Genomic DNA, 23,847 nt, shown 5'->3' on the forward strand with positions numbered 1-23,847 from the left:
CAACAGAACGGTCGCCACGAACGGATGCATCTGACCTTGAAGACGGAAACGACGCGACCGCCCGGCGCGAACATTCTGCAACAGCAGGCCCGCTTCGATGAATTCGTCAGCGAATTCAATCACGAACGTCCGCATGAAGCACTCGACATGAAGACGCCTGACGAGGTGTATCGTCCCTCTTCAAAAGCCTATCACGGGCTGCCGGAGGTCGAATATCCCTTCCACGACCGCGATATCCTCGTCACCGCCTGCGGGCGGATCTGCATGCATAGAAAGAAGATCAATGTCTCCACCTTCATGGCCGGTCAGAGGCTCGGCATCAAGGAGATCGACGAAGGCATTTGGATCGTCAGCTTCATGAGCTACGATCTCGGATACATCGACTTGGAACAGAGAACCTTGCAGACCATCGACAATCCGTTCGGCACGAGATTGTCTCCCATGTCTTAGGGACGTTCTGTTACCCATGTCTCCGGGTCGGACAATTTGAAAATTGGTCGGAGCGAGAGGATTCGAACCTCCGACCCCCTGGACCCCATCCAGGTGCGCTACCAGGCTGCGCTACGCTCCGACGAATGACTGCCTAACCAAACGGGACCGCCGACGCAAGATGTTTCAGCGCTGCCGGCCACCGGATTGGCCGGGAAGACCGGCGACAAACTCGCCGCCGTCCCGGCGCCTCAGGCGGTGGCTCGCTGCATCGGCGAGCCGATCCGCTCGATGTCCCAGCGGGGCGCCCAGGCCGCGCCAATGTCGACGACGCGGCGCATGTCGAAGATGTAGCGGCGCTCCACCACGGACTCGATCTCGCTGAAATCGAAGTTCTTGAAATCGGCCCATTCGGTCGCGACCAGGATGGCGCTCGCCCCTTCGCAGGCCGCGGCGACCGAATCGCACTGGCGATAGCCGCGATGGTCGACGGAAAATTTCGCCACGGGATCAAAGCTCCGCACGTCCGCCCCTTCCTCGAGCAGCGCGTGGACGATGTCGACCGCCGGGCTGTCGCGAACGTCGTCGGTATCCGCCTTGAAGGCGAGACCGAGCACCGCGAGGCGCTTGCCGGCAAGCTTGTCGCCCATCGCCGCCTCGATCCGCTTGAGGATGCGGAACCGCCGCGAATCGTTGATGCGGATGACGGTCTCGACGATCTGCTGCTGGACGCCGTGGCGCCGGCCGATGGTCGCCAGCGCCAAAGTGTCCTTCGGGAAGCACGAACCGCCATAGCCCGGGCCGGCGCGCAGGAACTGCGGGCCGATGCGGCTGTCGAGCCCGATGCCGCGGGCGACCTGATCGATGTCGCCGCCGACGGTCTCGACCAGATCGGAGATCTCGTTGATGAAGGTGACCTTGGTCGCCAGGAAGGCGTTCGCGGCGTATTTGATCGTCTCGCTGGTCGAGGTGTCGGTGAGGATCACCGGAATGCCGCGATCGGCGAAGGCGGCATAGCTTGCCTGCACCCGCTCCCGCGCGGCTTCGTTCGCCCCGCCGATGACGATCCGCTCGGGATTGAAGAAATCCTTCAGCGCCGTGCCTTCGCGCAGGAACTCGGGATTGGAGACGATGTGCAGCCGCTTCTCCGGATGATCGCGATCGAGCTTGGCCTGCAGCCCCGCGCAGGTGCCGATCGGCACCGTCGACTTGACGACGATGACCGCCCCGTCCCTGGCGATCCCGGCGATGTCGGAGACCGCCGCTTCGAGATAGTCGAGCCGGGCATTGCCGGTCCGCTCGCTGGTCGGCGTCCCGACGGCGACGAAGAACAGACCGGCCTGGCGTGCATCGGCGACATTGGCGGTGAACGAGATCATCCCGCGGTCGATCACGTCCGCCAGCGCTTCTTCGAGGCCCTCCTCGAAGATCGGCGGGACGCCCTTCCTCAGCATCTCGACCTTGCGGACGTCGAGATCGACGCATTCGACCTTCTGGCCGAAGCTTGCTAGCCCGACTGCCTGGATCAGGCCGACATAGCCGACGCCGACCACACACACTTCTGCTGCCGCCACTGCTTCATTCCTTCTTTCGACGTTGCTGCCGCGATACACCGGTTGCGGCGACAGTCAAGCCGAGTTCCGCCAATTCGCCGATATTGCCGGCCGGCGCGACAATCCCGCAACCATGGCCCCGCTGTTCCCAAAGGGAAGCCTCGAAAGTTGATTTCAAACCAGCCGGTGGTCAGACGAAATGCTTGGAGAGCTTCAGCCCCTGGGCCTGATAGTTGGAAGCAAGATCGGTGCCGTAGAGCCGATCCGGCCGCGCCGCCATCCTCTCATAGACTAGACGGCCGACGATCTGGCCGTCTTCGAGGATGAAGGGCACGTCGTGGCTGCGCACCTCGAGGACGGCCCGGCTACCCGCGCCCCCGGCCGGGGAATGGCCGAAACCCGGATCGAAAAAGCCAGCGTAATGGACCCGGAACTCGCCGACCAGCGGATCGAAGGGGGTCATTTCGGCCGCATAGTCCGGCGGCACGTGCACTGCTTCCTTGGAGACGAGGATGTAGAACTCGTCCGGGTCGAGCACCAGCTCGCCGGTGCCGCGCCGGGCAATCGGCTCCCAGTAGTCGGCGAGCGGATAGGCAGCTCGCCGGTCGACGTCGACGAGGCCGGTGTGGCGTTTGCCGCGGTAGCCGACGAGCGTGCCCGGGTCGCCGGACAGATCGATCGACAAGGCGATCCCGGCTTCGGAGATGTTGGCCGCTTCGGCCGTCGTCAGCCGCGCGCGCTCGTGCAGATCGGTCAGTTCGGAGGCCGACAACATCGGCTCGCCGCAGCGAAAGCGGATCTGCGACAGGCGCGAGCCTTCCCGCACCAGGATCGGGAAGGTGCGCGGCGAGATTTCGAGATAGAGCGGGCCGTGATAGCCGGCCGGCACCTTGTCGAACTCCTGAGTGTTGTCGGCGAGGACGCGGGTGAAGATGTCGAGCCGGCCGGTGGACGACTTCGGATTGGCCGTGGCGCGCACATGGTCCGGCAGCGCCAGCCGCTCGATCAGCGGCACGACGTACACGCAGCCGGTCTCGAGCACGGCGCCGCCTTCGAGGCTGAATTCGTGCAGCGCAAACCGCTCCAGCTTGTCGGCCACCGAATGCCCGCCCCCGGGCAGGAAACTGGCGCGGACCCGGTAAGCGAGCGGACCGAGCCGCAGATCGAGCGAGGCCGGCTGGATCTGGTCTTCGTCGCGCCCACGCGTGGACGACAAGGCGCCCGCCTGAAACAGCGCCGCGATCTCCCGATCCGGTAGAATGCCTTGCAACGTCGCGCTCACCGTCGAGCCGTCCTCTCGTCATCCGCCCGCCCCCCTGGCGCGGGCATCCCAAGTTTTCGCGGATTGACGCCTATCTGCATCGGAGCTATTTGCAAAGCCATCGTGGTGATTTGGCCGGCCGGCTTGCAGCCACGTAAAACAACTCGCTAAAGGGCCGATCCGAAGACGAGGACGTTTTTAGGGACCGGCGTTGCGATATCCGCAAAGGCCGGTTTTTTGCTGTTCGGAGAAGACGATGCTGAAGCCACGCGACAAGAAGCCCCTGAAACCCGCCACCTTGATGGTTCACGGCGGAACGACGCGGTCGGGATTCGGCGAAACCTCCGAGGCACTCTTCCTGACGCAAGGCTTCGTCTACCCGACCGCCGAGGCCGCCGAATCTCGCTTCAATGGCGATGAGCCCGGCTTCATCTATTCGCGCTACGCCAACCCGACCAACCGCATGTTCGAAGAGCGGATGATGGCGCTGGAAGGCGCCGAGGACGCCCGCGGCACAGCCTCCGGCATGGCCGCCGTCGCAGCCGCCATCCAGTGCCAGGTCAAGGCCGGCGACCACATCGTCGCCGCCCGGGCGCTCTTCGGCTCCTGCCGCTACGTGGTCGAGACGGTGATGGCGCGGTGCGGCGTCGACTGCACGCTGATCGACGGCCGCGACCTCGACCAGTGGCAGAAGGCGGTGCGGCCGAACACCAAGGTGTTCTTCATGGAGACGCCGACCAATCCGACGCTGGAGGTGATCGACATCGCCGCCGTCGCCGAGATCGCCCATGCGGCCGGTGCCACCCTCGTCGTCGACAACGTCTTCGCGACGCCGATCCACCAGAAGCCGCTCGATCTCGGCGCCGACGTCGTGGTCTACTCGGCGACCAAGCACATCGACGGCCAGGGCCGCTGCCTCGGCGGCGTCATCCTGTCGTCAAAGGACTGGATCGACGAGAACCTTCACCAGTTCTACCGGCACACCGGCCCGGCGCTGTCGCCCTTCAATGCCTGGACGCTGTTGAAGGGTCTGGAAACCCTGCCCCTGCGCGTCGTCGCCCAAACCGCCGCGGCCGCCACCGTCGCCGACCGCCTCGCCGAGCGCAGCGAGATCTCCCGGGTTCTCTACCCGCACCGCGAGGATCATCCCGACTACGCCATCGCGAAGCGGCAGATGGCGGCCGGCTCGACCCTCGTCGCTTTCGGCATCGCCGGCGGCAAGGCGGCGGCCTTCCGCTTCCTCAACGCGCTGGAAATCATCCTGATCTCCAACAATCTCGGCGACGCAAAGAGCCTCGTCACCCATCCGGCGACGACGACCCACAAGAACCTCTCGGCCGAGGCGCAGGCCGAACTCGGCATCGACGACGGTCTCATTCGCCTGTCGCTCGGGCTGGAGGACGTCGAGGACCTGTGGGACGACATCGAGGCGGCGCTTTCGGCAGTGTGAGGGGTGAGGTCGGCGCCTGGCGCCCCTCGCCCTTCGAGGCCGCCCTCGGCGGCACCTCAGGATGAGGGGCTATGTTACCGCTGCGCCCTGTATTATCGCCGCCGACCTATTATCGCCGCGTCTCTCCCTTCGATCGCCCGCCAGGCTTTCCATGTTGCATTCTCTGGGCGATCCTTGCGGCGAAAACTGAGCACCCTCATCCTGAGGCGCTCGCGCGCTCGCCGAGCGGGCGAGCCTCGAAGGGCGAGGGTGCGGGCCGCGACCCCGCGGAAGCTTCGAAAATCGGGGCGTAGGCAGGAAACGCGGTATTCTTGCCAGGGCAGCCTTCCCCCCTCACCCGAACGTCCTCACCGCCAGCCAGACCCGCGCGGCAAACGTCCAGGCCGTCATCCCCGCGAAGACGAGCGCGATGACCGGAAACCACCCCGGAAACAGGCAGAACAGGCAGAACGCGATGATCGTCTCGCTGGCTTCGGCTAGGCCGGTGGAGAAGAAGAACGATTTCGTCCCCCTGACGTCGGTGGCGATCTTCCGCTTTTCGGCGAGAATGGCATAAGCCAGAAAGCTTGCGCCGTTGGCGTAAAACGTCAAAAGCAGCACGGCAGCCGGCAGCGCATTCTGTGCCGGGTTGAGCACGGCAAAGCCGAGCGGGATGGCGCCGTAGAAGACGAAGTCGAAGACGATGTCGAGATAGCCGCCGAGGTCGGTCGGCCGGGTGTCTTTGGCGATCGCGCCGTCGAGTCCGTCACACAGCCGCGACAGGAGGATGAGCATCAGTCCGAGGAGCGGGCTGCCGAGGGCGATGGCTGCGGCGGCGGCAAGGCCGATGACGAGACCCGCGACCGTGACCGCGTTCGCACCCACCCCATAAGTTACGAGCAACGCCGCGAGCCGCGCCACCGGCGGGTCGATCCTTCGCCTCAGAACCGCGTCGAGCAATGGCCGTCCCTTTTCTCGCACCCTGCCGCGCCCAGCACTGACATCTGTTCACACTTCGTCGCCACGGCGCTTTTCGCAACATCGTCATGCCGATTTCGCGATGGCCCGCTCAGGAAACCAAGAACGCAGGATACCGCCACCGAGCGATGAATTCGTCGCAAGTTTGCGCTATCATTCCGGATCCGTGATCTCAGGGTTCCGAAAAGGCTACGAGCGCAATGTACCAAGCGACGACGCGGCAGATCGTCGTGACCGTGATGCCGGTCTTTCTGGACGAGCAGTCCGAGCCGTCCGAAGGTCGTTGGATCTGGGCCTATCGGGTCGAGATCGAGAATGACGGCGACGTCGCCGTGACGCTCGAGCAGCGATACTGGCACATCACCGATGCGAATGGTCACGTCGAGGAAGTCTCAGGGCCGGGTGTGGTCGGCGAGCGGCCGGTGATCCTGCCGGGCGACAGCTTCACCTACACCTCCGGCTGCCCGCTGCCGACGCCGTCGGGCATCATGCGCGGCTATTACTCGATGCGCTCCGACGGCGGCGAGATTTTTGAGGTGGAAATCCCGGCCTTCTCGCTCGACCTGCCGTCGGACGACCGGATTCTCAACTGAGCCCAGCTCTCGTCACCGTCCGGGCGGTCGCTCGGCTCGCCAGACGCTTTGCCAAGTTCGCGGCGTCGGTCTAGAAGCGGCGCGCAACCAACGGAGAGGGCGATGAACGAGCCTCAAAAGGCCGATCCCTCGCGGCTTTTGGAACTCAGGGCCAAGATCGACGCAATCGACGAGTCGGTTCATCGGCTCCTGATGCAGCGCGCCGCGGTGATCGACGAACTGATCAAGGTGAAGGGCACCGCCAAGAACGGTGCCGCCTTCCGGCCCGGCCGCGAGGCCGAGATGATGCACCGCCTCGCCGAGCGCCATTCGGGCCATCTGCCCGTGACCGCCGTGGAGCATCTGTGGCGCGAGATCATCTCGACCTTCACCGCGCTTCAGGCACCGTTTGAAGTATTCGCCAGCGGTGAACCGACCTCGGCCATCGAGACAGCTCGCTTCTATTTCGGCTTCACCGTGCCGGTGACGCTCAAGCCCTCGCCGGCCGAGGTCGTCGAGGCGATCGAGACCGGCGGCGACGACAGGCTCGGTGTCGTCGACCTTCAGGCAACGAGCGATCCATGGTGGGAGCGGCTGGAGAATGCCCAGGTGGTAGCGCGGCTGCCCTTCTTCGACGTACCCGGCCGACCGGCCGCGAGCCCGGCGCTGGTGATCGCGCCGCCGCTCGCCGATCCCGTACCGCCGGAAGTCGCCTGTTATGCTGTAAAACTGCCGGGTCCGCTGGCAGATCTCGGCGAGGCGGTCGACGTCGTCGCCAGCCTGTCGAGCGAGGACGTCACCCACGCGCTCGTCGCCTCGCGGCTGCCGCAGGAAGCCCTCGCCGCGCAGCTCGGCGGCGCCCTCGACATCCGACAGATTGGTGGTTATGCGGCTCCGTTGGCGCCGCAGCGTTCCTGACGGCTGCCACGACATCTCTTTCGAAGGCCAAGCGGCGATGAAACCTACTCCCAAGAACGGCGTGCTCGACATCGAGATCTATGTCCCCGGCAAAAGCCGCGCGCCCGAGGGGATCAAGCTTCACAAGCTGTCGTCGAACGAGACGCCGCTCGGTCCCCCACCCGCGGCGATCGAGGCCGCGCGCCGCGCGATGGCCGACCTCGCCTCCTACCCGGACGGCCAGGCGAGCGAGTTGAAGGCGGCGATCGCCGAGGTGCACGGACTCAACACCGCAAACATCCTCTGCGGCAACGGCTCGGACGAACTCCTCGGCCTGCTCTGCCAGTGCTATCTGGCACCCGGCGACGAGGCGATCCACACCGAGCACGGCTTCCTCGTCTACGAGATCCAGATCAAGGCAGCGGGCGCGACCCCCGTCGTCGCTCCGGAGAAGGACCGCACGGCCGACGTCGATGCCATTCTGGAGCGCGTGACGAACAAAACGAAGCTCGTTTTCCTCGCCAACCCGAACAATCCGACCGGCACGTACTTGCCCTTCGACGAGGTGAGGCGGCTGCAGGCCGGGCTGCCGGGCCACGTCATTCTCGTTCTCGACGCAGCCTATGCCGAATATGTCAGGCGCAACGATTACGGCGCCGGCATCGAGCTCGTCTCGGCCTGCGAGAATGTCGTGATGACGCGCACCTTCTCGAAGATTTACGGCCTCGCGGGCCTGAGGATCGGCTGGCTCTACGGGCCGGAGGCGATCGTCTCAACCCTCGACCGGGTCCGCGGGCCGTTCAACCTCAATGCCGCGGCGATCGCCGCCGGCGCTGCGGCGATCCGTGATCGCGCCTTCATCGAGGCGGCCGCGAGTTTCAACGCCGAATGGCTCGACTGGACGACCCGCGCGATCGAGGCGCTGGGGCTTCAGGTGACGCCGAGCGTCGGCAATTTCGTGCTGGTCCACTTTCCCGACGAGACCGGCAAGGGCGCGGCCGAAGCGGACGCATTCCTGACCGCGCGCGGCTTCATCCTCCGCCGGGTCGCCGGCTATGGCTTTCCGAACGCGCTGCGCATGTCGATCGGCAGCGAGGAAGCCAATCGCGGCGTGGTGGCGGCGCTCGCCGAATTCCTGAAGAGCCCGTCGGCATGAGCGAGCCTCTGTTTCGGCGCGTCGCGCTGATCGGCATCGGCCTGATCGGCTCGTCGATCGCCCTCAATATCAAGGCGAGCGGCCTCGCCGGCCATGTCGCGATCGCCACGCGGCGCAGGGAGACCCTCGACAAGGCCGAGGAACTCGGCCTCGGCGACAGCTACCATCTGGAGGCGAGCGAGGCCGTCCGGGACGCCGACTTCGTGATCCTCTGCGTTCCCGTCGGCATCTGCGGGGCGATCACCCGCGAGATCGCGCCGCATCTGAAGCAAGGCGCGATCGTCTCCGACGTCGGTTCGGTCAAAGGCGCGGTGATCGCGCAGATGGCGCCGCATCTGCCGGAGGGCGTGCAGTTCGTGCCGGCCCATCCGCTCGCGGGCACCGAGCAGTCCGGCCCAGAGGCCGGCTTCGTCGAACTCTTCCACAATCGCTGGTGCATCCTGACGCCGCCCGAGGGCACCGATCCGGCGGCGATCGCGAAGGTCGAGACGTTCTGGCAGGCCTGCGGCGCCAATGTCGAGACGATGACCGCGGAGCATCACGACCTGGTGCTCGCCATCGTGTCCCACGTGCCGCATCTCATCGCCTACAACATCGTCGGCACGGCAGCGGACCTCGAAGAGGTCACCCAGTCGGAAGTCGTCAAGTTCTCGGCCTCAGGCTTCCGCGACTTCACCCGTATCGCCGCCTCGGACCCGACGATGTGGCGCGACGTCTTCCTGACCAACCGCGATGCGGTGCTGGAGATGCTGGCACGTTTTTCCGAGGACCTCGCGACGTTGCAGCGGGCGATCCGCTGGGGCGACGGCGATGCGCTGTTTGACCTTTTCACCCGCACGAGGGCGATCCGGCGCAACGTCATCGAGGCCGGTCAGGATACGGCCAAGCCGAATTTCGGCCGCGAGCCGGCAGGCGGGGCGAAGCCCGGGCAGTGATTGCAACGAGCGGGCGCTCGGCGTCTCGACTCGTTGGCACGAGGCCCGGCGACGGGGTTTTCGCTCTTCGCGCTACGCCTCCTTGCTCCCGGATCGCCCTGGCGTCTCGCCGGGCCGTCCGGTGCACAAGCCGTCCAGGAAGACGTCGCTGAGGCGGACCACCGCCGCTTCCCAGCGCTCGTCGCGGCGGGCGAGGCACATGCCGACGACGGTCTGCGCGACATCCTCGCCCGAAACGTCGGCACGAAGCGTTCCGGCCCGAACCGCCGGCCCATGCAGCCGCTCGACGGCGGCAAGAAGCGTGATCTGCGAATAGTTGGCGATCTCGCAGGAGCCGTCCATGGCGATGGCCAGCGCCTTGATCATCCCCTTCTTCGTCGCGACCATTCCCACCAATTCGTGCAGGAAACTCCGCAGCGCCGCCACCGGATCGCTCGACCCTTCCAGCCGCAGCGACAGCTCGGCGAGCTGATCGATCTCGCGCCGATAGACCGCCTCGAACAGCGCCTCGCGCGTCGGAAAATGCCGGTAAAGCGTCCCGATTCCCACGCCCGCGCGTCGCGCCACGGCTTCCAGCGTGCCCTCGCCGCCCGTTTCGCGGAACACCGCGGCGGCGGCGCCCAACAGCTTCTCACGGTTTCGTAGCGAGTCGGCGCGCGGGCGCCGGATTGCCGGGGTCGGTTGTCTCTCCATCTGAAGAATTATAATCCTTCCAGCCTTGAAAGCGGAGGGAGCCTCCGTATAATTGCATCTCGGCAGGCGGCCCAAGCCGCCCGTTCCGTTCTTCCGCCGGCGGCCGAACCGCAAGACGAGCCCTTGCCCGCCCCGAATGCGGCGACTGCCGCCCGGCAATGCCGGCTCGAACGCCTGTCCCGATCATCCGATTCCTCGAAAGGTAACCTGATGAACCTTTCCCTGACACTCACGATCAACGGGAAGCGACGCGAAATCGTTCTCGACGATCCCCGCGTGACGCTTCTCGACCTGTTGCGCGAGCGGCTCGATCTCACCGGCTCCAAGAAGGGCTGCGACAGGGGCCAGTGCGGCGCGTGCACGATCCTCGTCCACGGCCAGCGGATCAATTCCTGCCTGGCGCTGGCGATCAGCTACGACGGCGCCTCCATCACCACCATCGAGGGCCTCGCGGACGGTGACGCGCTGCATCCCGTGCAGCAGGCCTTCATCGACCATGACGGCTTCCAGTGCGGCTTCTGCACGCCGGGCCAGATCATGAGCGCCGTCGGCCTCATCGCCGAAGCCCAGGCCGGCGAGGATGCCGAGCGCGTCCGCGAGGCGATGAGCGGCAACATCTGCCGCTGCGGCGCCTACAAGGGCATCACCGAGGCCGTCCTCGACGCCCAGGCGAAAATCTCCGCCGGCAAGGAAAGGGACGCGGCATGAATCTCTTCGAATACGTTCGACCGTCCTCGATCGCCGAGGCCGTCGCTGCCGCCGGCGAGCCCGGCTCGGCCTATCTCGGCGCGGGCACCAACCTCCTCGACCTCATGAAGGGCGGCGTCACCCGGCCGAGCCGGCTGGTCGACCTGACCCATCTGCCGGATCTCAACGGGATCGAGACCCTGCCCGACGGGTCGGCCCGGATCGGCGCGCTGGTCAAGAACTCGGCCCTCGCCCACGATCCGGACTTCGCCAAACGTTTCCCGGTGGTCGCCGAGGCGTTGCTTGCGGGCGCGTCGGCGCAGCTGCGCAACGCCGCCACCGTCGGCGGCAACCTGATGCAGCGCACCCGCTGCAGCTATTTCAACGACCCGGCCAGCGCCTGCAACAAGCGTGAGCCCGGCACCGGCTGCGACGCCCTCGGCGGCGAAAATCGTTCGCACGCCGTCCTCGGCTGGAGCGATCATTGCATCGCGGTCCACCCGTCGGACTTCTGCGTCCCGCTCGCCGCACTCGGCGCCATCGTCGAGATCGCCGGCGCGGGCGGCCAGCGGGAGGTTCCGCTGACCGACTTCCACCGCCTGCCCGGCGACACGCCCGACAGGGAGACGGTGCTCGAAGCCGGCGAAATGATCGTCGCGGTGCGATTGCCGGCGGACGCCGCCGCCTTCGCCGACCACCAGCGCTACCTGAAGGTCCGCGAGCGCACGTCCTACGCCTTCGCCCTGGCCTCGGCGGCGGCGGCCCTGAAGATCGAGAACGGCACGATCGTCGAAGCCCGCCTCGCGCTCGGCGGCGTCGCCACCAAGCCCTGGCGGGCCAAGGCTGCGGAGGCCCTCCTCGCCGGCGCGGCGCCTGGGAAACAGGTATTCGAGAAGGCCGCAGAAGCGGCCTTTGCCGAAGCCCGACCATCCGGCGACAACGGCTACAAGATCGAACTCGGCAAGCGGGTCGTCGCCCGCGTGCTGGCGATGGCCGCCGCCGGGACGCCGGACCGCATGCCGGCACTGCCCGCCTCGCCCTTCGCCCCCATTCCGGAAGGTGTCGTCAATGTCTGAGATCGCTTCGCTTCCCACCGGCTCGCGCCAGCGCCAGGGCTCCAACATCGGCCAGCCGATGACCCGGCGCGAAGGTGTCCTCAAGGTCACCGGCCAGGCCACCTACGCCGCCGACAACAATCCCGAGGGCCTGCTCTACGCCGTCGTCGCGACCGCCACCATCGCCCGCGGCCGGGTGACTCATCTCGACGTCGAGGCGGCAAAAGCCCATCCCGGCGTCGTCGAGGTGCTGACGCCGCAGAACCGGCCGCCGCTGGCGCTGGATCCGGACGCCAAGCTGCACGGCTTCATGTTCCGTCTGGATCTCCTGCAGAACGACGGCGTGCGTTATGCCGGCCAGCCGATCGCGCTGGTGGTCGCCCGGACGCTGGAAGCCGCCAACGAAGGCGCCGCGCTGCTGGCGCCGCAATACGAGGTCGAAGCGCCACGGGTCGACCTCGACGGTGAGAACTTCGTCCCCGAGGTCGTCGGTCCCGGCGCTCCGGCCAGGGCGGAAACCGGCGATTTCGACGCCGAATATGCGGGCTCGGCGAAGACCCTGGAAGCGACGTACGAGACCCCGCCGCAATATCACAACGCGATGGAGCCCCATTCCATCGTCGCGGCATGGGACGGCGACAGGCTGTCGATCGACATGCCGACACAGGGCATGGCGATGGCCATCGACCGGGTGGCAGGCCTGTTCGGCATCCCGGCCGAGAACATCCACATCCGCAGCCCCTTCCTGGGCGGCGGGTTCGGCTCCAAGGGCATGCCGGCGGGGCCGCAGATGCTCGGCATCATCGCGGCGAAGCACGTCGGGGCGCCGGTCAAGCTGGTGCTCAGCCGCCAGCAGATGTACGGGCCCGTCGGCCATCGCGGCCAGACCCGCCAGACGCTGCGGCTCGGCATGAGTGACGACGGCCGGCTGACGGCCATCGAGCACCACACCCTCGCCTCCACTAGCCGCTTCGACGATTTCGTCGAGCCCGCCTCCAACGCCTCACACACCCTCTATGCGGCGCCCGGGATCCGGACCACGCATGAAGGGGCCCGCATCGACATCGGCACGCCGATGTTCATGCGCGCACCGGGCGAGGCCAGCGGCTCGGCGGCGCTGGAAGGCGCCATCGACGAGGCGGCCTTCGCGGCGCGCATGGATCCGCTCGACTTCCGCCTCCTGAACTATGCCGAGGTCGAGCCGATCTCCGGCAAGCCGTTCTCCTCCAAGGCTCTGCGCGAATGCTACGCTAAGGGCGCGGAACGCTTCGGCTGGGCGAAACGCCCGCTCGAGCCGCGCTCGATGCGCGACGCCGAAGGGCGGCTCGTCGGCTGGGGCGTCGGCACGGCGATGTTCCCGGCGATCATGTTCCAGGCCGCCGCCCGCGCGGTGATCCGGGCAGACGGCAGCGGGCTGATGGAAACCGGCGCCCACGACATGGGCCAGGGCGCCTGGACGGCGCTCCACCAGATCGCCGCCGACGGCCTGGGCCTCTCCATGGACGAGACCGAATTCCGCGCCGGCTCCTCCGACCTTCCGGACGCTGGCATCGCCGGCGGCTCCGGCCACACGGCGACGGCCGGCATGGCGCTCCACCGGGCCGGCGAGGACGTCATCGCCAAACTGACCGAGCTTGCGGTGAACGACGAAAACTCGCCGCTCTACGGCGCCGGCAACGTCGGCGTCGTCGCCCGCAACGGCAGGCTCGTGCGCCAGGACGACGAGAGCCGCGGCGAACCTTATGCCGCGATCCTCCAGCGTGCGGGCCTCGCGGAGATCGAAGGCAAGGGCCAAGGCGTTCCGGACGCCGGCCCACGCGAAAAATACGCGATGGACGCCCATGGCGCGGTCTTCGCCGAGGTGACGGTCGACCCGGATCTCGGCCAGATACGCGTCACCCGGCTGATCGGCGCCTTCGCCGCCGGCCGGGTGATCAATCCCCGCATGGTCGAGAGCCAGTATTATGGCGGGATGATCTGGGGCATCTCCTTCGCCCTGCACGAGGAGGCGGTGCACGACAAGCGCTCGGGGCGGATCATGAATGCCAACCTCGCCGAGTACCGCGTGCCGGTGAATGCCGACGTGCCGTCGCTCGAGACGATCCTCGTCCACGAGGACGACCCCTACGTGAATGCACTCGGCATCAAGGGCGTCGGCGAGATCGGCGTCACTGGAACGGTGGGGGCGATAGCCGGCGCGATCTGGCACGCGACGGGGGTACGCGTTCGGCGTTTCCCGATCAACGTTGCCGACTTACTGGAGGGCGCCGCGGCCCGTTGAGGGGGCTTTACCCTCTTCACAATGAAGCCCGCCGGCAGATCATGCTGGCGGGCTTTATGCTTCCCACAGGCAGCTATTGGGAGGTTCGACCGGGGCCGCGAGAAGATCAGACGCCCGCAAGCTCCGCAAAGACCCTCGGCAGCATCGCCGGCAGATCCTCGGCGATCAACCCCGGCCCGAAGAATTCCGCAGCCTTGCCGTGCATCCAGACGCCGGCCGCGGCGGCTTCGAACGTCGGCGTTCCCTGCGCCAGTTGCGCGGCGATGATGCCGGTAAGGACGTCCCCCGTTCCGGCCGTCGCCAGCCAGGGCGTGCCGCTGGGGTTGATCGCCGCGCGACCGTCCGGCGCGGCGATCACCGTGTCGCGGCCCTTCAGGACGACGATCGCGTTCGAACGCGCCGCCGCCTGACGCGCGCGATCGAGCTTCGACAGGCCCTCCGCCGCCGAGAGATCGGGGAACAGCCGCTTGAACTCGCCGGCATGGGGGGTGAGGACGAGCGTCGGCTCGGCATCCTCGGGCGCCATTGCCGCATCGCCCGCCATCTCGAACAGCGCACCAGGATCGTCCTGATAGGCGGTGATCCCATCAGCGTCGAGCACCAGCCGCCGCCCGGCTGCCAGCACTGCTTTCGCATAGGCGCGGGCGCTCTCGCCCAGCCCAAAGCCTGGGCCGAGCACGAAAGCGTTCAATCTTTCGTCGCCGAGGCGCTCGTCGAGTTCTGCTGCGTCGTCGCAGCGCTTCAGCATCACCGCCGTCAGATGGGCTGCGTTGACCATGATCGCACTGGCCGGCGAGAACACCGTCACGAGCCCTGCCCCCGCCCTGAGCGCCGCCGTCGCCGCAAGCCGGGCCGCCCCCGTCTGGCTCGCTCCGCCGGAAAAGACGACGGCATGGCCGCGGTCGTATTTGTGTCCCGCCTCGATCGGCAGCACGAGCCGCTCGCGCCACAGCGCCGGCCGATTCTCGAATGCCCTTGGCCCGATCTCGCCCAAAACCTCAGCGGAAATGCCGATGTCGGCGACGACGACCTCGCCGCAATGAGAGCGGCCCGGCTCGAGCAGGTGCCCCGGCTTCTTGCGAAAGAAGGTGATGGTCGCGTCCGCCTCGATGGCCGCACCGAGAACCGCGCCGGTCTCGCCGGAGATGCCGGACGGAAGGTCGACGGCGAGCACCGGCGTCGCCGCCGCCTTCAGCCGCGCAACGACCTCCGCCACGTCCCCGTCGAGAGGCCGCGACAGCCCGGCGCCGAAGAGACCGTCGACCACGAGGTCGAAGCCTTCCGGTCGAAACCCCGACAGAACGCTGGCCGGCCCATGATAGGCCGCAGCGGCGATCGCCGCGTCGCCGGACAGCTTCTCCGGCGATACGAGATGAAACAGCTGCACGTGCCGCCCCGCCCGCAAGAGGTTCCCCGCCGCGGCGTAGGCGTCGCCGCCATTGTTGCCGGGTCCAGCGAGAAGCGCGATCCGCCTCGCCGCCGCAAAGCGTTCCATCGCCGCCGCGGCCACCGCGGCGGCCGCCCGGTCCATCAGCACGATCCCGGCCGTGCCGGCAGCGATCGTCAGCCGGTCCGCCTCGCCCATCTCGCGGGGAGTGAGTAAAGCTGCATCCGATGCGCGATTCTGCGCCATTTTGTCTGCCTTTTATTTCGTCAATTTGGGCAGCGAATAGGCATTGCCTGCCCGTGGATTCTGTCTGCTTCCCGTTCGAGATGATAGGGCGGCCTGCGAAGGCGAAAAATCGCCATGAGACGACGGCAATGGCCAGTCGGCTCCATTGCCCCCTGCCGCAGGCTCGCTATTTCGAGTATGCCTTCGGTGCCGCGCTGTTGGCACGACACCTGCATTGCCGGACGCGACCGGCTCAACGCCCGGCGCAACGAAGAAGTCATTGAAAAAGGTCAGTCGATGAAAAAGGTCGAGGCGATCATCAAGCCGTTCAAGCTCGATGAGGTGAAGGAGGCGCTTCAGGAGGTCGGCCTCCAGGGCATCACCGTGACCGAGGCCAAGGGATTCGGTCGGCAGAAGGGCCACACCGAGCTCTATCGCGGCGCCGAGTACGTCGTCGACTTCCTCCCCAAGGTGAAGGTCGAGGTCGTCCTCGCCGACGAGACGGTGGAAGCTGCGGTGGAAGCGATCCGCAAGGCGGCGCAGACGGGCCGCATCGGCGACGGCAAGATCTTCGTCTCGCCGATCGAGGAAGCCATCCGAATTCGCACCGGCGAATCCGGCACCGACGCGATCTGACCTTCGGCACCATCGCCAAAGATCGGGGCGGCCACCTCGCGGGCCGCCCGAACCGACGACGATCGGGATGGATCGCGAGCTCGCCATGGGATAACGAGCGGGCGTCCGGACCGGGACCAGAGAGACTCTTCAACAGGGAAGGAAGGCCATGACGAGCGCCAACGAGATTCTGAAGCAAATCAAGGACAACGACGTGAAGTTCGTCGACCTGCGCTTCACCGATCCGAAAGGCAAGATGCAGCACGTGACGATGGACGTCTCCATCGTCGACGAGGACATGTTCTCCGAAGGCTCGATGTTCGACGGCTCGTCGATCCAGGGCTGGAAGGCCATCAACGAGTCCGACATGGTGCTGATGCCGGATCCGGAGACGGCCTACATGGACCCGTTCTTCGCCCAGTCGACCATGGCGATCACCTGCGACATCCTCGATCCGATCTCCGGCGAGGCCTATAACCGCGATCCGCGCTCGACCGCCCGCAAGGCCGAGGCCTATCTCTCCCAGTCCGGCATCGGCGACACCTGCTATTTCGGCCCCGAGGCCGAGTTCTTCGTGTTCGACGACGTGCGCTACAAGGCCGATCCCTACAACACCGGCTTCAAGCTCGACTCGACCGAGCTTCCGTCGAATGACGACACCGAATACGAGACCGGCAATCTCGGCCACCGGCCGCGCATCAAGGGCGGCTACTTCCCGGTTCCGCCGATCGACTCGTGCCAGGACATGCGCTCCGAAATGCTGACGGTGATGGCCGAGATGGGCGTCGCCGTCGAGAAGCATCACCACGAGGTGGCGGCGGCCCAGCACGAACTCGGCATCAAGTTCGACACGTTGACCCGCAACGCCGACAAGATGCAGATCTACAAATACGTCATCCACCAGGTGGCGAACGCCTATGGCAAGACGGCGACGTTCATGCCGAAGCCCGTCTATGGCGACAACGGCTCGGGCATGCATGTCCACCAGTCGATCTGGAAGGGCGACAAGCCCTCCTTCGCGGGCAACGAATATGCCGGCCTGTCGGAGAGCTGCCTGTTCTACATCGGCGGCATCATCAAGCATGCCAAGGCGCTGAACGCCTTCACCAACCCCTCGACCAACTCCTACAAGCGGCTGGTCCCGGGCTTCGAGGCGCCGGTGCTGCTCGCTTATTCGTCGCGCAACCGCTCGGCCTCCTGCCGCATCCCCTTCGGCCAGTCGCCGAAGGCCAAGCGCCTCGAGGTCCGCTTCCCGGATCCGACGGCGAACCCCTATCTCGCCTTCGCCGCCATGCTGATGGCCGGCCTCGACGGCATCAAGAACAAGATCCATCCGGGCCAGCCCATGGACAAGGATCTCTACGACCTGCCGCCGGAGGAGTTGAAGGAAATCCCGACCGTCTGCCGCTCGCTGCGCGAGGCGATGGAGAGCCTCGATGCCGACCGCGACTTCCTGAAGGCCGGCGGCGTCTTCGACGACGACCAGATCGATGCCTTCATCGACCTGAAGATGGCCGAGGTGCTGCGTTACGAGATGACGCCGCATCCGGTCGAGTTCGACATGTATTATTCGGTCTGAGCCGGACCGGCCCCGCCTTCGGGGTCGACCCCAGCATCGAGAACATTGCGAGGGCGTCCGGCAACGGGCGCCCTTCGTCGTTCGCGACAGGCTGCAGCGACAGTTGCGGAGGGCGCTGGGGCGTAGCCCTTCCGCGACTTTTTCGTGGAAAAATGCTGAAATCCGCGCCAGAACGAGACATCGGGCGGGTCGCCGCCTTGAAGAACATTTCGTGAAAGTATAGCAAGGGGCCATGATCGCGTCGCAGCACGAGTCTCCTTCGACGACACGAGGATTTTTCAGCCGATGAGCGACGACCTGTTCTCGGGCAACGCCGCTCGCAAGCCCGCGGGCCCCAAGCCACCGGCGCCGGCCAGGAAGCCGGCCCAGGAATTCGTGCCGGGGGCGGATTACACCGCCGCCGACATTGAGGTGCTGGAGGGGCTGGAGCCGGTCCGCCGGCGTCCGGGCATGTATATCGGCGGCACCGACGAGAAGGCCGTCCACCATCTCTTCGCCGAGGTCATCGACAATGCGATGGACGAGGCGACGGCTGGCCATGCCAATTTCATCGAGGTGTCGCTCGAGGCCGACGGCACCTTGGCGGTGACCGACAACGGCCGCGGCATTCCGGTCGATCCCCACCCGAAATACAAGGACCGCTCGGCGCTCGAAGTCATCATGACGACGCTGCATGCCGGCGGCAAGTTCGATTCCAAGGTCTACGAGACCTCAGGTGGCCTGCACGGCGTCGGCGTCTCGGTGGTCAACGCCCTGTCGGAGCATCTCGAGGTCGAGGTCGCGCGCAATCGCAAGCTCTACCGGCAGACCTATTCGCGGGGCCTCGCCACCTCGAAGCTCGAAGAGGTGGGCGAAACCCAGAACCGTCGCGGCACGAGGGTGCGCTTTCGACCCGATCCGCAGATCTTCGGGGCCAACTGCCGGTTCCGCCCCGAGCGTCTGATGGCCATGGCACGCTCCAAGGCCTATCTCTTCGGCGGCGTCGAGATCCGCTGGTCCTGCGATCCCTCGCTGATCGCCGCCGATTCCGGTGTGCCGACGCGCGAAACCTTCCACTTCCCCGGCGGGCTCAAGGACTATCTCGACGTCACCCTCGGCGCGGAGCACCGCGTCACCTCGCAGATCTTTGCCGGCCGCACGGAGAAGGTCTCCGGCCACGGCGCGGTCGAGTGGGCCGTCTCCTGGACCGCCGACGACGGCTTCGTGCGCTCCTACTGCAACACCATTCCGACGCCGGAGGGCGGCAGCCACGAGGCCGGGCTGCGCTCGGTGCTGCTCCGCGGCATGAAGGCCTTCGCGGAAGTCTCGGGCAACAAACGCGCTTCCATCATCACCGGCGACGACATCATGCAGACGGCCTCGGCCATGCTGTCGGTGTTCATCCGCGAGCCGGAATTCGTCGGCCAGACCAAGGACAGGCTGGCCACCGCCGAGGCGCAACGCATCGTCGAGCAGTCGATGCGCGACAGTTTCGACATCTGGCTCGCCTCCTCGCCCCAGGACGCCGCGCGGCTGATCGACTGGGTGGTCGAGCGGGCCGACGAGCGCTTGCGCCGCCGCCAAGAAAAGGAGGTCAGCCGCAAGACGGCGACCCGCAAGCTGCGCCTTCCCGGCAAGCTGGCCGACTGCTCGCAGACAGGCGCCGCCGGCGCCGAGATCTTCATCGTCGAGGGTGACTCGGCGGGCGGCTCGGCCAAGCAGGCACGGGACCGCAAGCTGCAGGCGATCCTGCCCTTGCGCGGCAAGATCCTCAACGTCGCCAGCGCCGGCCGCGACAAGGTCACGGCCAACCAGCAGCTGGCCGACCTGATCCAGGCCCTCGGCTGCGGCACGAAGGCGAAATACCGGCAGGACGATCTGCGCTACGAGCGGGTGATCATCATGACCGACGCCGACGTCGACGGAGCCCACATTGCCTCGCTGCTGATCACCTTCTTCTACCGCGAGATGCCGGAGCTGATCCGCGGCGGCCATCTCTTCCTCGCCGTCCCGCCGCTCTACAAGCTCTCGGCCGGAGGCAAGACCTTCTATGCGCGGGACGATCGGCACCGCGAGGAGATCGTGGCGCGCGAGTTCAAGGGCCGGAAGGTCGAGGTCGGCCGGTTCAAGGGCCTCGGCGAGATGCTGCCTGCCCAGCTGAAGGAGACCACGATGGATCCGAAGCGGCGCACGCTGCTCCGTGTCATCGTCGACGAGACCCCCGAGGCAGGCACCTCCGGCGCCGTCGAAGCGCTGATGGGGAACAAGCCGGAATCGCGCTTCCGCTTCATTCAGGATCGCGCCGCCTTCGCCGGAGACCTCGACATCTGACGCGGCTGGCGTATCTCGCCTGTGCAAACGAAACCGGTGCTTCGCGGCTGAGCCGGGGCGCCCCCCTCGACATGCGACGCGCGCTGGCCGAAGCTGTGCGCCGCAAGACGTCAGCGCCCCCCAACGACGGCCAAGCCGTCCCGAGGTGAACACGATGACCAGGATCCTGCCGACCCTCGCCGCTGCCCTCGCCGCCTCGCTCGCTGTTGCGGGCACGAGCCTGGCGCAGGATGCCGCCACCACGGACACGCCGGCTGCCGCCCCTCAGGCTGGCGGAGCGGCCGCTGCGCCAGCCGAAGCGGGCGCCCAGCCCGCGGCGGAGCCGAGCGAATTTGCCGCTGCCGTCGAGAAGCTGTCGCCGCTCGTTCAGGACGTTCAGGTCGTCGGCCCGTGGTCCGAAGGCGACGAGCACGGCGTCTGGCGCACTGTGATGGTGCAACCCGCCGGCGACGATGCCAAGGCCCACTTCTTCATTCAGCAGCTCGACGCCTCGGGGCACGACGGCCTCGCGGTCCGCTCGACCACCGAGATTCCCGAGATCGCCAAGATGGACGGCCAGATCGTCGGCTATCGCGCCGACGATCCGAACGAGGCCGAGCCCAACAGTCTGTCGCTGTTCTTCGAGGTCGTGCCGAGCGACGGCGAGATCAGCGAGACCTACGAGCTGCACTTCATGCCCGGCCAGCCATACATGTTCGGCCCCGCATCCAACTGACCGCCCCAAGCAGGAGCGGCACTGAGTACAGTGCCGCTGCGCCGTTCCGAACGCTCAGGCCGCTGCGACCCGCGCCTGAAGCCCCGCCACGGCCGCGTGGGTCTCGCCCGGCGCCTCCAGCGGAACCATGTGTCCGATCTCATTGAGCATGACGAGGTCCGCTCCGGGTATCGCCGCGGCCATCTCCTGCGAGCGCTGCGGCGGAATGATCGCGTCGGCCGTCCCCGCCACAACCACCGTCGGCACGTCGATCCCGGCGAGGACCTCCTGCTGATCCCGTCTCGCGATGATCGCCTCCTGCTGCCGCGCGAAGACGTCGGTGCCGATCTCGCGGGCCATTTCGAGGTTGAGCCGACGAAGCGCTTCGCCGCCGCCCCGTGGGCCGAAGAGTTTCGGTTCCAGAAGCTTCGCCGCCTCTTCGATCCCCCGCCGCCGCGCCATGTCGATCAGCCTTAGGCGAACCGCCGTCTGCTCAGGTGCGTCGGCTCTCGCCGACGTTGCGATCAGCGCCAGTCCCGCAACCCGCTCGGGAGCCAGCCGCAGCAATTCCAGGGCGACGTAGCCTCCCATCGAGTGTCCGCAAAGTAGAAATCGTCCATGTGCCTCGTCGAGCAGCCGCCGCGCCATGGCTTCGATCGTATCGTCAAGTCTGGTTTCGGCAACGAAGACATCCTTGCCCAAGGCATCGATGAGTGGTCGATAGACGTCGGCGGTCGACAGCAGCCCCGGGACCATCACCATTTGCGAAATTTTCATGAAACTGACCTTCAAAACCCTCTCGAAGCCGCCCATATGTCGGGAAACGGTTGACTCGGTCGACCAGTAGTCCTATCGCCCCTTTGCAGACGGGCTGCCCCAGCGCGCAGCCGCGACGCTATCTCGTTCCTTAAGAGACTTGCCAGCTTGACACTATTCTCTGATCTCGGTCTCAGCGCCAAGGTGCTGGCGGCTGTCGAAGCCTCCGGCTACACGCAACCGACTCCGATCCAGGAAGAGGCGATCCCGCACGCGCTTGCGCGTCGCGACGTGCTCGGCATCGCCCAGACCGGCACGGGCAAGACGGCATCCTTCGTCCTGCCCATGTTGACCTTGCTGGAAAAGGGCCGGGCCCGCGCGCGCATGCCGCGTACGCTGATCATCGAGCCGACCCGCGAACTCGCCGCCCAGGTGGAAGAATCCTTCACCCGCTACGGCAAGGACCAGAAGATCAACGTCGCGCTGCTCATCGGCGGCATGTCCTTCGGCGACCAGGACAAGAAGATCGACCGGGGCGCCGACGTCCTGATCGCCACGCCTGGCCGTCTGCTCGACCATTTCGAGCGCGGCAAGCTGCTTTTGACCGGCGTCGAGATCCTCGTCATCGACGAAGCCGACCGGATGCTCGACATGGGCTTCATCCCGGACATCGAGCGGATCTGCAAGCAGCTCCCCTTCACCCGCCAGACGCTGTTCTTCTCGGCGACCATGCCGCCGGAGATCACCCGCCTCACCGAGCAGTTCCTGCAGAACCCGGTGCGGGTCGAGGTCGCCAAGCAGGCCTCCGCCGCGCTGACGGTCACCCAGCGCCTCGTCGCCAGCGGCGGCAAGGAGTGGGACAAGCGCGAGACGCTGCGGAGGCTGCTGCGCGAAGAGGACGAACTCACCAACGCGATCATCTTCTGCAATCGCAAGCGCGACGTCGCGACGCTGTTCCGCTCGCTTGACAAGCACGGCTTCTCGGCCGGCGCGTTGCATGGCGACATGGACCAGCGCGCCCGCACGGCGATGCTGCAGGGCTTCCGCGACAACCAGATCCAGCTGCTCGTCGCCTCCGACGTCGCGGCGCGAGGCCTCGACATTCCGAAGGTCAGCCACGTCTTCAACTTCGACGTCCCGATCCACGCCGAGGACTACGTGCACCGCATCGGCCGCACTGGCCGGGCCGGCCGTTCGGGCAAGGCGTTCACGCTGGTGACCAAGTCCGACAAGAAATATCTCGACTCGATCGAGAAGATGCTCGGCTCGGCGATCGAATGGCAGGGCCCCACGACCGCCGAACTGCCGGCCTCCACCGAGGAAGACGAGCGTCCGAAGCGCCGCAGCGCCACGCGCCGCACGACGACGACGGGCGAGAAGCCCGAGCGTGAGCGCCGCTCGCGGCGGCCGAAGCCCGAGCCGACGCCCGAAGTCGCCGAGACGGACGACGCCGTGATGGAACGCGCCGAGGCCGGCGAACTCACCGTCCCGGTCGAAGCCATCGCCGATCTCCCCGTCGCCGTGGATGTTCCCGTTGCCAAGGAGGTAACGCCTCGTCCGGCGCCGTCGAGCTACAACCGGTCTTCCGCCGGCACGGGGCGCGGCGGCCGTCCGAAGCGCGGCGCCGAAGGCAACAACAACCGCCAGCGCGGTGACGACGGCGGCCCCCAGCCTGTCGGCTTCGGCGACGACATCCCCGCCTTCATGCTGATCCAGACCGGAACCTGATCGACGAAGCCTCGACAGCCGCGAGTTGCCCGACACGCTGACGCCGAGCGTAGCGGCCTCAAGTCCTCGGATCACAGCGTTACCGTCTTGGTCCCACCCGGCGAACTCTTGAGGGCGTCGGTATTGGTATTGTCCGCTCAACCACGGATGCCGGAGCCCGATGCAGCGGACCCTGGGGCGGCCTCGTGGATTGGACGCGTGAAGTTGTTTGGATTCCGAGAGGCGCCAGAGTGTCCCGGTGACTGGGCAACCCGCTGCCGGTATTCTCAATCGGCTGTTGCACCATGCTGCGCGACGGCCTCTTCTATTGCCTTTCGGACCTGCAGTTTGTCGATGATCTCGATGCAATAGAGGACGGGCAGCGTCTGGTCGCTGCCGCTCTCGGACCGGATGATCGGGATCTCACCTTTTGCCATTTCCCGCTCGACGGATTTGTTGATCCCGGCAAGGCCGTCCAGCTCGATATTGCCGCGCTGGATGACAACCGAACCGACGGCATCGCCTTGATTCTCGAGGAACGGCTCGCTTTGCGCCACCAGGCAACTGGCAATGGCGTATTCCTCTGCGTCTCGTCTCGCGGTGGCGCTGTCCGCCGCAAGTCCTTGGGTGGGGATCGCCAGCACGAAG

General features: G+C 66.6%; 21 protein-coding genes, 1 tRNA gene and 1 riboswitch. Of the genes, 14 read left to right on the plus strand and 8 right to left on the minus strand.

Features of this window, described 5'->3' with window-relative positions; all coding sequences use genetic code 11:
• Positions 1–450 (plus strand): integrase core domain-containing protein (locus tag GTK09_RS02780; protein ID WP_163460991.1); only part of this gene is annotated, 450 nt, incomplete at its 5' end.
• 44 nt (positions 451–494) lie between these two features.
• Here the strand turns inward: GTK09_RS02780 and GTK09_RS02785 are convergent.
• The 3 genes from GTK09_RS02785 to GTK09_RS02795 all read right to left on the minus strand — a co-directional run bounded on the left by GTK09_RS02785 (position 495) and on the right by GTK09_RS02795 (position 3,264).
• A tRNA-Pro gene (locus GTK09_RS02785) sits at positions 495–571 on the minus strand.
• 109 nt (positions 572–680) lie between these two features.
• On the minus strand, positions 681–2,003 hold the full coding sequence (locus GTK09_RS02790) for a UDP-glucose dehydrogenase family protein (RefSeq protein WP_163460992.1): 1,323 nt from the start codon (positions 2,001–2,003) through the stop codon (positions 681–683).
• 169 nt (positions 2,004–2,172) lie between these two features.
• On the minus strand, positions 2,173–3,264 hold the full coding sequence (locus tag GTK09_RS02795) for a 2'-deoxycytidine 5'-triphosphate deaminase (RefSeq protein WP_312869582.1): 1,092 nt from the start codon (positions 3,262–3,264) through the stop codon (positions 2,173–2,175).
• A 92-nt stretch (positions 3,265–3,356) separates the two neighbouring features.
• A riboswitch (SAM riboswitch) is annotated at positions 3,357–3,434 on the plus strand.
• Between the two features lie 65 nt (positions 3,435–3,499).
• Between GTK09_RS02795 and GTK09_RS02800 the strand changes: the two genes are divergently transcribed.
• Entirely contained in the window at positions 3,500–4,693 is a 1,194-nt protein-coding gene (locus tag GTK09_RS02800) for an O-succinylhomoserine sulfhydrylase (RefSeq protein WP_163460993.1), read from the plus strand.
• 333 nt (positions 4,694–5,026) lie between these two features.
• Here GTK09_RS02800 and GTK09_RS02805 read toward each other — a convergent pair whose 3' ends face one another.
• On the minus strand, positions 5,027–5,632 hold the full coding sequence (locus tag GTK09_RS02805) for a CDP-alcohol phosphatidyltransferase family protein (protein WP_163460994.1): 606 nt from the start codon (positions 5,630–5,632) through the stop codon (positions 5,027–5,029).
• 218 nt (positions 5,633–5,850) lie between these two features.
• Between GTK09_RS02805 and apaG the strand changes: the two genes are divergently transcribed.
• The 4 genes from apaG (at position 5,851) to GTK09_RS02825 (ending at position 9,210) form a co-directional block, all read left to right on the plus strand.
• Positions 5,851–6,243, plus strand: coding sequence for a Co2+/Mg2+ efflux facilitator ApaG/CorD (apaG, locus tag GTK09_RS02810; protein WP_163460995.1), 393 nt, complete (start codon positions 5,851–5,853; stop codon positions 6,241–6,243).
• A gap of 102 nt (positions 6,244–6,345) precedes the next feature.
• The gene (pheA, locus tag GTK09_RS02815) at positions 6,346–7,140 is read left to right on the plus strand and encodes a chorismate mutase (protein ID WP_163460996.1); all 795 of its coding nucleotides are present in this window, start codon (positions 6,346–6,348) and stop codon (positions 7,138–7,140) included.
• A 37-nt stretch (positions 7,141–7,177) separates the two neighbouring features.
• Complete coding sequence (hisC, locus tag GTK09_RS02820) at positions 7,178–8,275, plus strand: histidinol-phosphate transaminase (RefSeq protein ID WP_163460997.1); 1,098 nt, start codon at positions 7,178–7,180, stop codon at positions 8,273–8,275.
• The gene (locus GTK09_RS02825; RefSeq protein ID WP_163460998.1) at positions 8,272–9,210 is read left to right on the plus strand and encodes a prephenate/arogenate dehydrogenase family protein; all 939 of its coding nucleotides are present in this window, start codon (positions 8,272–8,274) and stop codon (positions 9,208–9,210) included. The genes hisC and GTK09_RS02825 overlap by 4 nt, the downstream gene beginning before the upstream one ends.
• Positions 9,211–9,282: 72 nt before the next feature.
• Here the strand turns inward: GTK09_RS02825 and GTK09_RS02830 are convergent, their stop codons facing one another.
• Positions 9,283–9,903, minus strand: coding sequence for a TetR/AcrR family transcriptional regulator (locus GTK09_RS02830; protein ID WP_163460999.1), 621 nt, complete (start codon positions 9,901–9,903; stop codon positions 9,283–9,285).
• A 210-nt stretch (positions 9,904–10,113) separates the two neighbouring features.
• Here GTK09_RS02830 and GTK09_RS02835 point away from each other — a divergent pair, with 210 nt between their 5' ends.
• From GTK09_RS02835 to GTK09_RS02845, 3 genes are read left to right on the plus strand one after another with little or no spacing between them, the layout of a single operon-like run.
• Positions 10,114–10,611 (plus strand): (2Fe-2S)-binding protein, encoded by a 498-nt coding sequence (locus GTK09_RS02835; RefSeq protein ID WP_163461000.1) that lies wholly within the window; start codon positions 10,114–10,116, stop codon positions 10,609–10,611.
• On the plus strand, positions 10,608–11,666 hold the full coding sequence (locus tag GTK09_RS02840; protein ID WP_163461001.1) for an FAD binding domain-containing protein: 1,059 nt from the start codon (positions 10,608–10,610) through the stop codon (positions 11,664–11,666). The genes GTK09_RS02835 and GTK09_RS02840 overlap by 4 nt, the downstream gene beginning before the upstream one ends.
• Complete coding sequence (locus GTK09_RS02845; RefSeq protein WP_163461002.1) at positions 11,659–13,926, plus strand: xanthine dehydrogenase family protein molybdopterin-binding subunit; 2,268 nt, start codon at positions 11,659–11,661, stop codon at positions 13,924–13,926. The genes GTK09_RS02840 and GTK09_RS02845 overlap by 8 nt, the downstream gene beginning before the upstream one ends.
• A gap of 106 nt (positions 13,927–14,032) precedes the next feature.
• Here the strand turns inward: GTK09_RS02845 and GTK09_RS02850 are convergent, their stop codons facing one another.
• Positions 14,033–15,559: an NAD(P)H-hydrate dehydratase gene (locus tag GTK09_RS02850; protein WP_163461003.1), complete on the minus strand. Its 1,527-nt coding sequence runs from the start codon at positions 15,557–15,559 to the stop codon at positions 14,033–14,035.
• Positions 15,560–15,835: 276 nt separating this feature from the next.
• On the opposite strand from GTK09_RS02850, the gene GTK09_RS02855 reads away from it, so the two are divergent.
• The 4 genes from GTK09_RS02855 (at position 15,836) to GTK09_RS02870 (ending at position 20,757) form a co-directional block, all read left to right on the plus strand.
• The gene (locus tag GTK09_RS02855) at positions 15,836–16,174 is read left to right on the plus strand and encodes a P-II family nitrogen regulator (RefSeq protein WP_163461004.1); all 339 of its coding nucleotides are present in this window, start codon (positions 15,836–15,838) and stop codon (positions 16,172–16,174) included.
• Between the two features lie 148 nt (positions 16,175–16,322).
• Positions 16,323–17,732, plus strand: coding sequence for a type I glutamate--ammonia ligase (glnA, locus tag GTK09_RS02860; RefSeq protein ID WP_163461005.1), 1,410 nt, complete (start codon positions 16,323–16,325; stop codon positions 17,730–17,732).
• Between the two features lie 285 nt (positions 17,733–18,017).
• A complete protein-coding gene (gene parE, locus GTK09_RS02865; RefSeq protein ID WP_163461006.1) occupies positions 18,018–20,042 on the plus strand; it encodes a DNA topoisomerase IV subunit B in 2,025 nt (674 codons plus the stop codon).
• A gap of 154 nt (positions 20,043–20,196) precedes the next feature.
• Positions 20,197–20,757 (plus strand): hypothetical protein, encoded by a 561-nt coding sequence (locus GTK09_RS02870; protein WP_163461007.1) that lies wholly within the window; start codon positions 20,197–20,199, stop codon positions 20,755–20,757.
• Between the two features lie 54 nt (positions 20,758–20,811).
• Here the strand turns inward: GTK09_RS02870 and GTK09_RS02875 are convergent, their stop codons facing one another.
• Positions 20,812–21,513: an alpha/beta fold hydrolase gene (locus GTK09_RS02875; protein ID WP_163461008.1), complete on the minus strand. Its 702-nt coding sequence runs from the start codon at positions 21,511–21,513 to the stop codon at positions 20,812–20,814.
• A gap of 147 nt (positions 21,514–21,660) precedes the next feature.
• Here GTK09_RS02875 and GTK09_RS02880 point away from each other — a divergent pair, with 147 nt between their 5' ends.
• A complete protein-coding gene (locus tag GTK09_RS02880; protein ID WP_163461009.1) occupies positions 21,661–23,220 on the plus strand; it encodes a DEAD/DEAH box helicase in 1,560 nt (519 codons plus the stop codon).
• A gap of 266 nt (positions 23,221–23,486) precedes the next feature.
• Here the strand turns inward: GTK09_RS02880 and GTK09_RS02885 are convergent, their stop codons facing one another.
• On the minus strand, positions 23,487–23,843 hold the full coding sequence (locus tag GTK09_RS02885; RefSeq protein WP_163461010.1) for a hypothetical protein: 357 nt from the start codon (positions 23,841–23,843) through the stop codon (positions 23,487–23,489).
• Between the last annotated feature and the right edge of the window lie 4 nt (positions 23,844–23,847).

It is taken from the genome of Jiella pacifica, assembly GCF_010500815.1.
In the GTDB taxonomy this organism is placed as follows: domain Bacteria; phylum Pseudomonadota; class Alphaproteobacteria; order Rhizobiales; family Rhizobiaceae; genus Jiella; species Jiella pacifica.

Excerpts from the sequence above, each read along its gene's own strand:
- GTK09_RS02800 (WP_163460993.1), top strand. The coding sequence starts at position 3,500 with ATGCTGAAGCCACGCGACAAGAAGCCCCTGAAACCCGCCACCTTGATG.
- apaG (WP_163460995.1), top strand. The coding sequence starts at position 5,851 with ATGTACCAAGCGACGACGCGGCAGATCGTCGTGACCGTGATGCCGGTC.
- pheA (WP_163460996.1), top strand. The coding sequence starts at position 6,346 with ATGAACGAGCCTCAAAAGGCCGATCCCTCGCGGCTTTTGGAACTCAGG.
- hisC (WP_163460997.1), top strand. The coding sequence starts at position 7,178 with ATGAAACCTACTCCCAAGAACGGCGTGCTCGACATCGAGATCTATGTC.
- GTK09_RS02825 (WP_163460998.1), top strand. The coding sequence starts at position 8,272 with ATGAGCGAGCCTCTGTTTCGGCGCGTCGCGCTGATCGGCATCGGCCTG.
- GTK09_RS02830 (WP_163460999.1), bottom strand. The coding sequence starts at position 9,903 with ATGGAGAGACAACCGACCCCGGCAATCCGGCGCCCGCGCGCCGACTCG.
- GTK09_RS02835 (WP_163461000.1), top strand. The coding sequence starts at position 10,114 with ATGAACCTTTCCCTGACACTCACGATCAACGGGAAGCGACGCGAAATC.
- GTK09_RS02840 (WP_163461001.1), top strand. The coding sequence starts at position 10,608 with ATGAATCTCTTCGAATACGTTCGACCGTCCTCGATCGCCGAGGCCGTC.
- GTK09_RS02845 (WP_163461002.1), top strand. The coding sequence starts at position 11,659 with ATGTCTGAGATCGCTTCGCTTCCCACCGGCTCGCGCCAGCGCCAGGGC.
- GTK09_RS02850 (WP_163461003.1), bottom strand. The coding sequence starts at position 15,559 with ATGGCGCAGAATCGCGCATCGGATGCAGCTTTACTCACTCCCCGCGAG.
- GTK09_RS02855 (WP_163461004.1), top strand. The coding sequence starts at position 15,836 with ATGAAAAAGGTCGAGGCGATCATCAAGCCGTTCAAGCTCGATGAGGTG.
- glnA (WP_163461005.1), top strand. The coding sequence starts at position 16,323 with ATGACGAGCGCCAACGAGATTCTGAAGCAAATCAAGGACAACGACGTG.
- parE (WP_163461006.1), top strand. The coding sequence starts at position 18,018 with ATGAGCGACGACCTGTTCTCGGGCAACGCCGCTCGCAAGCCCGCGGGC.
- GTK09_RS02870 (WP_163461007.1), top strand. The coding sequence starts at position 20,197 with ATGACCAGGATCCTGCCGACCCTCGCCGCTGCCCTCGCCGCCTCGCTC.
- GTK09_RS02875 (WP_163461008.1), bottom strand. The coding sequence starts at position 21,513 with ATGAAAATTTCGCAAATGGTGATGGTCCCGGGGCTGCTGTCGACCGCC.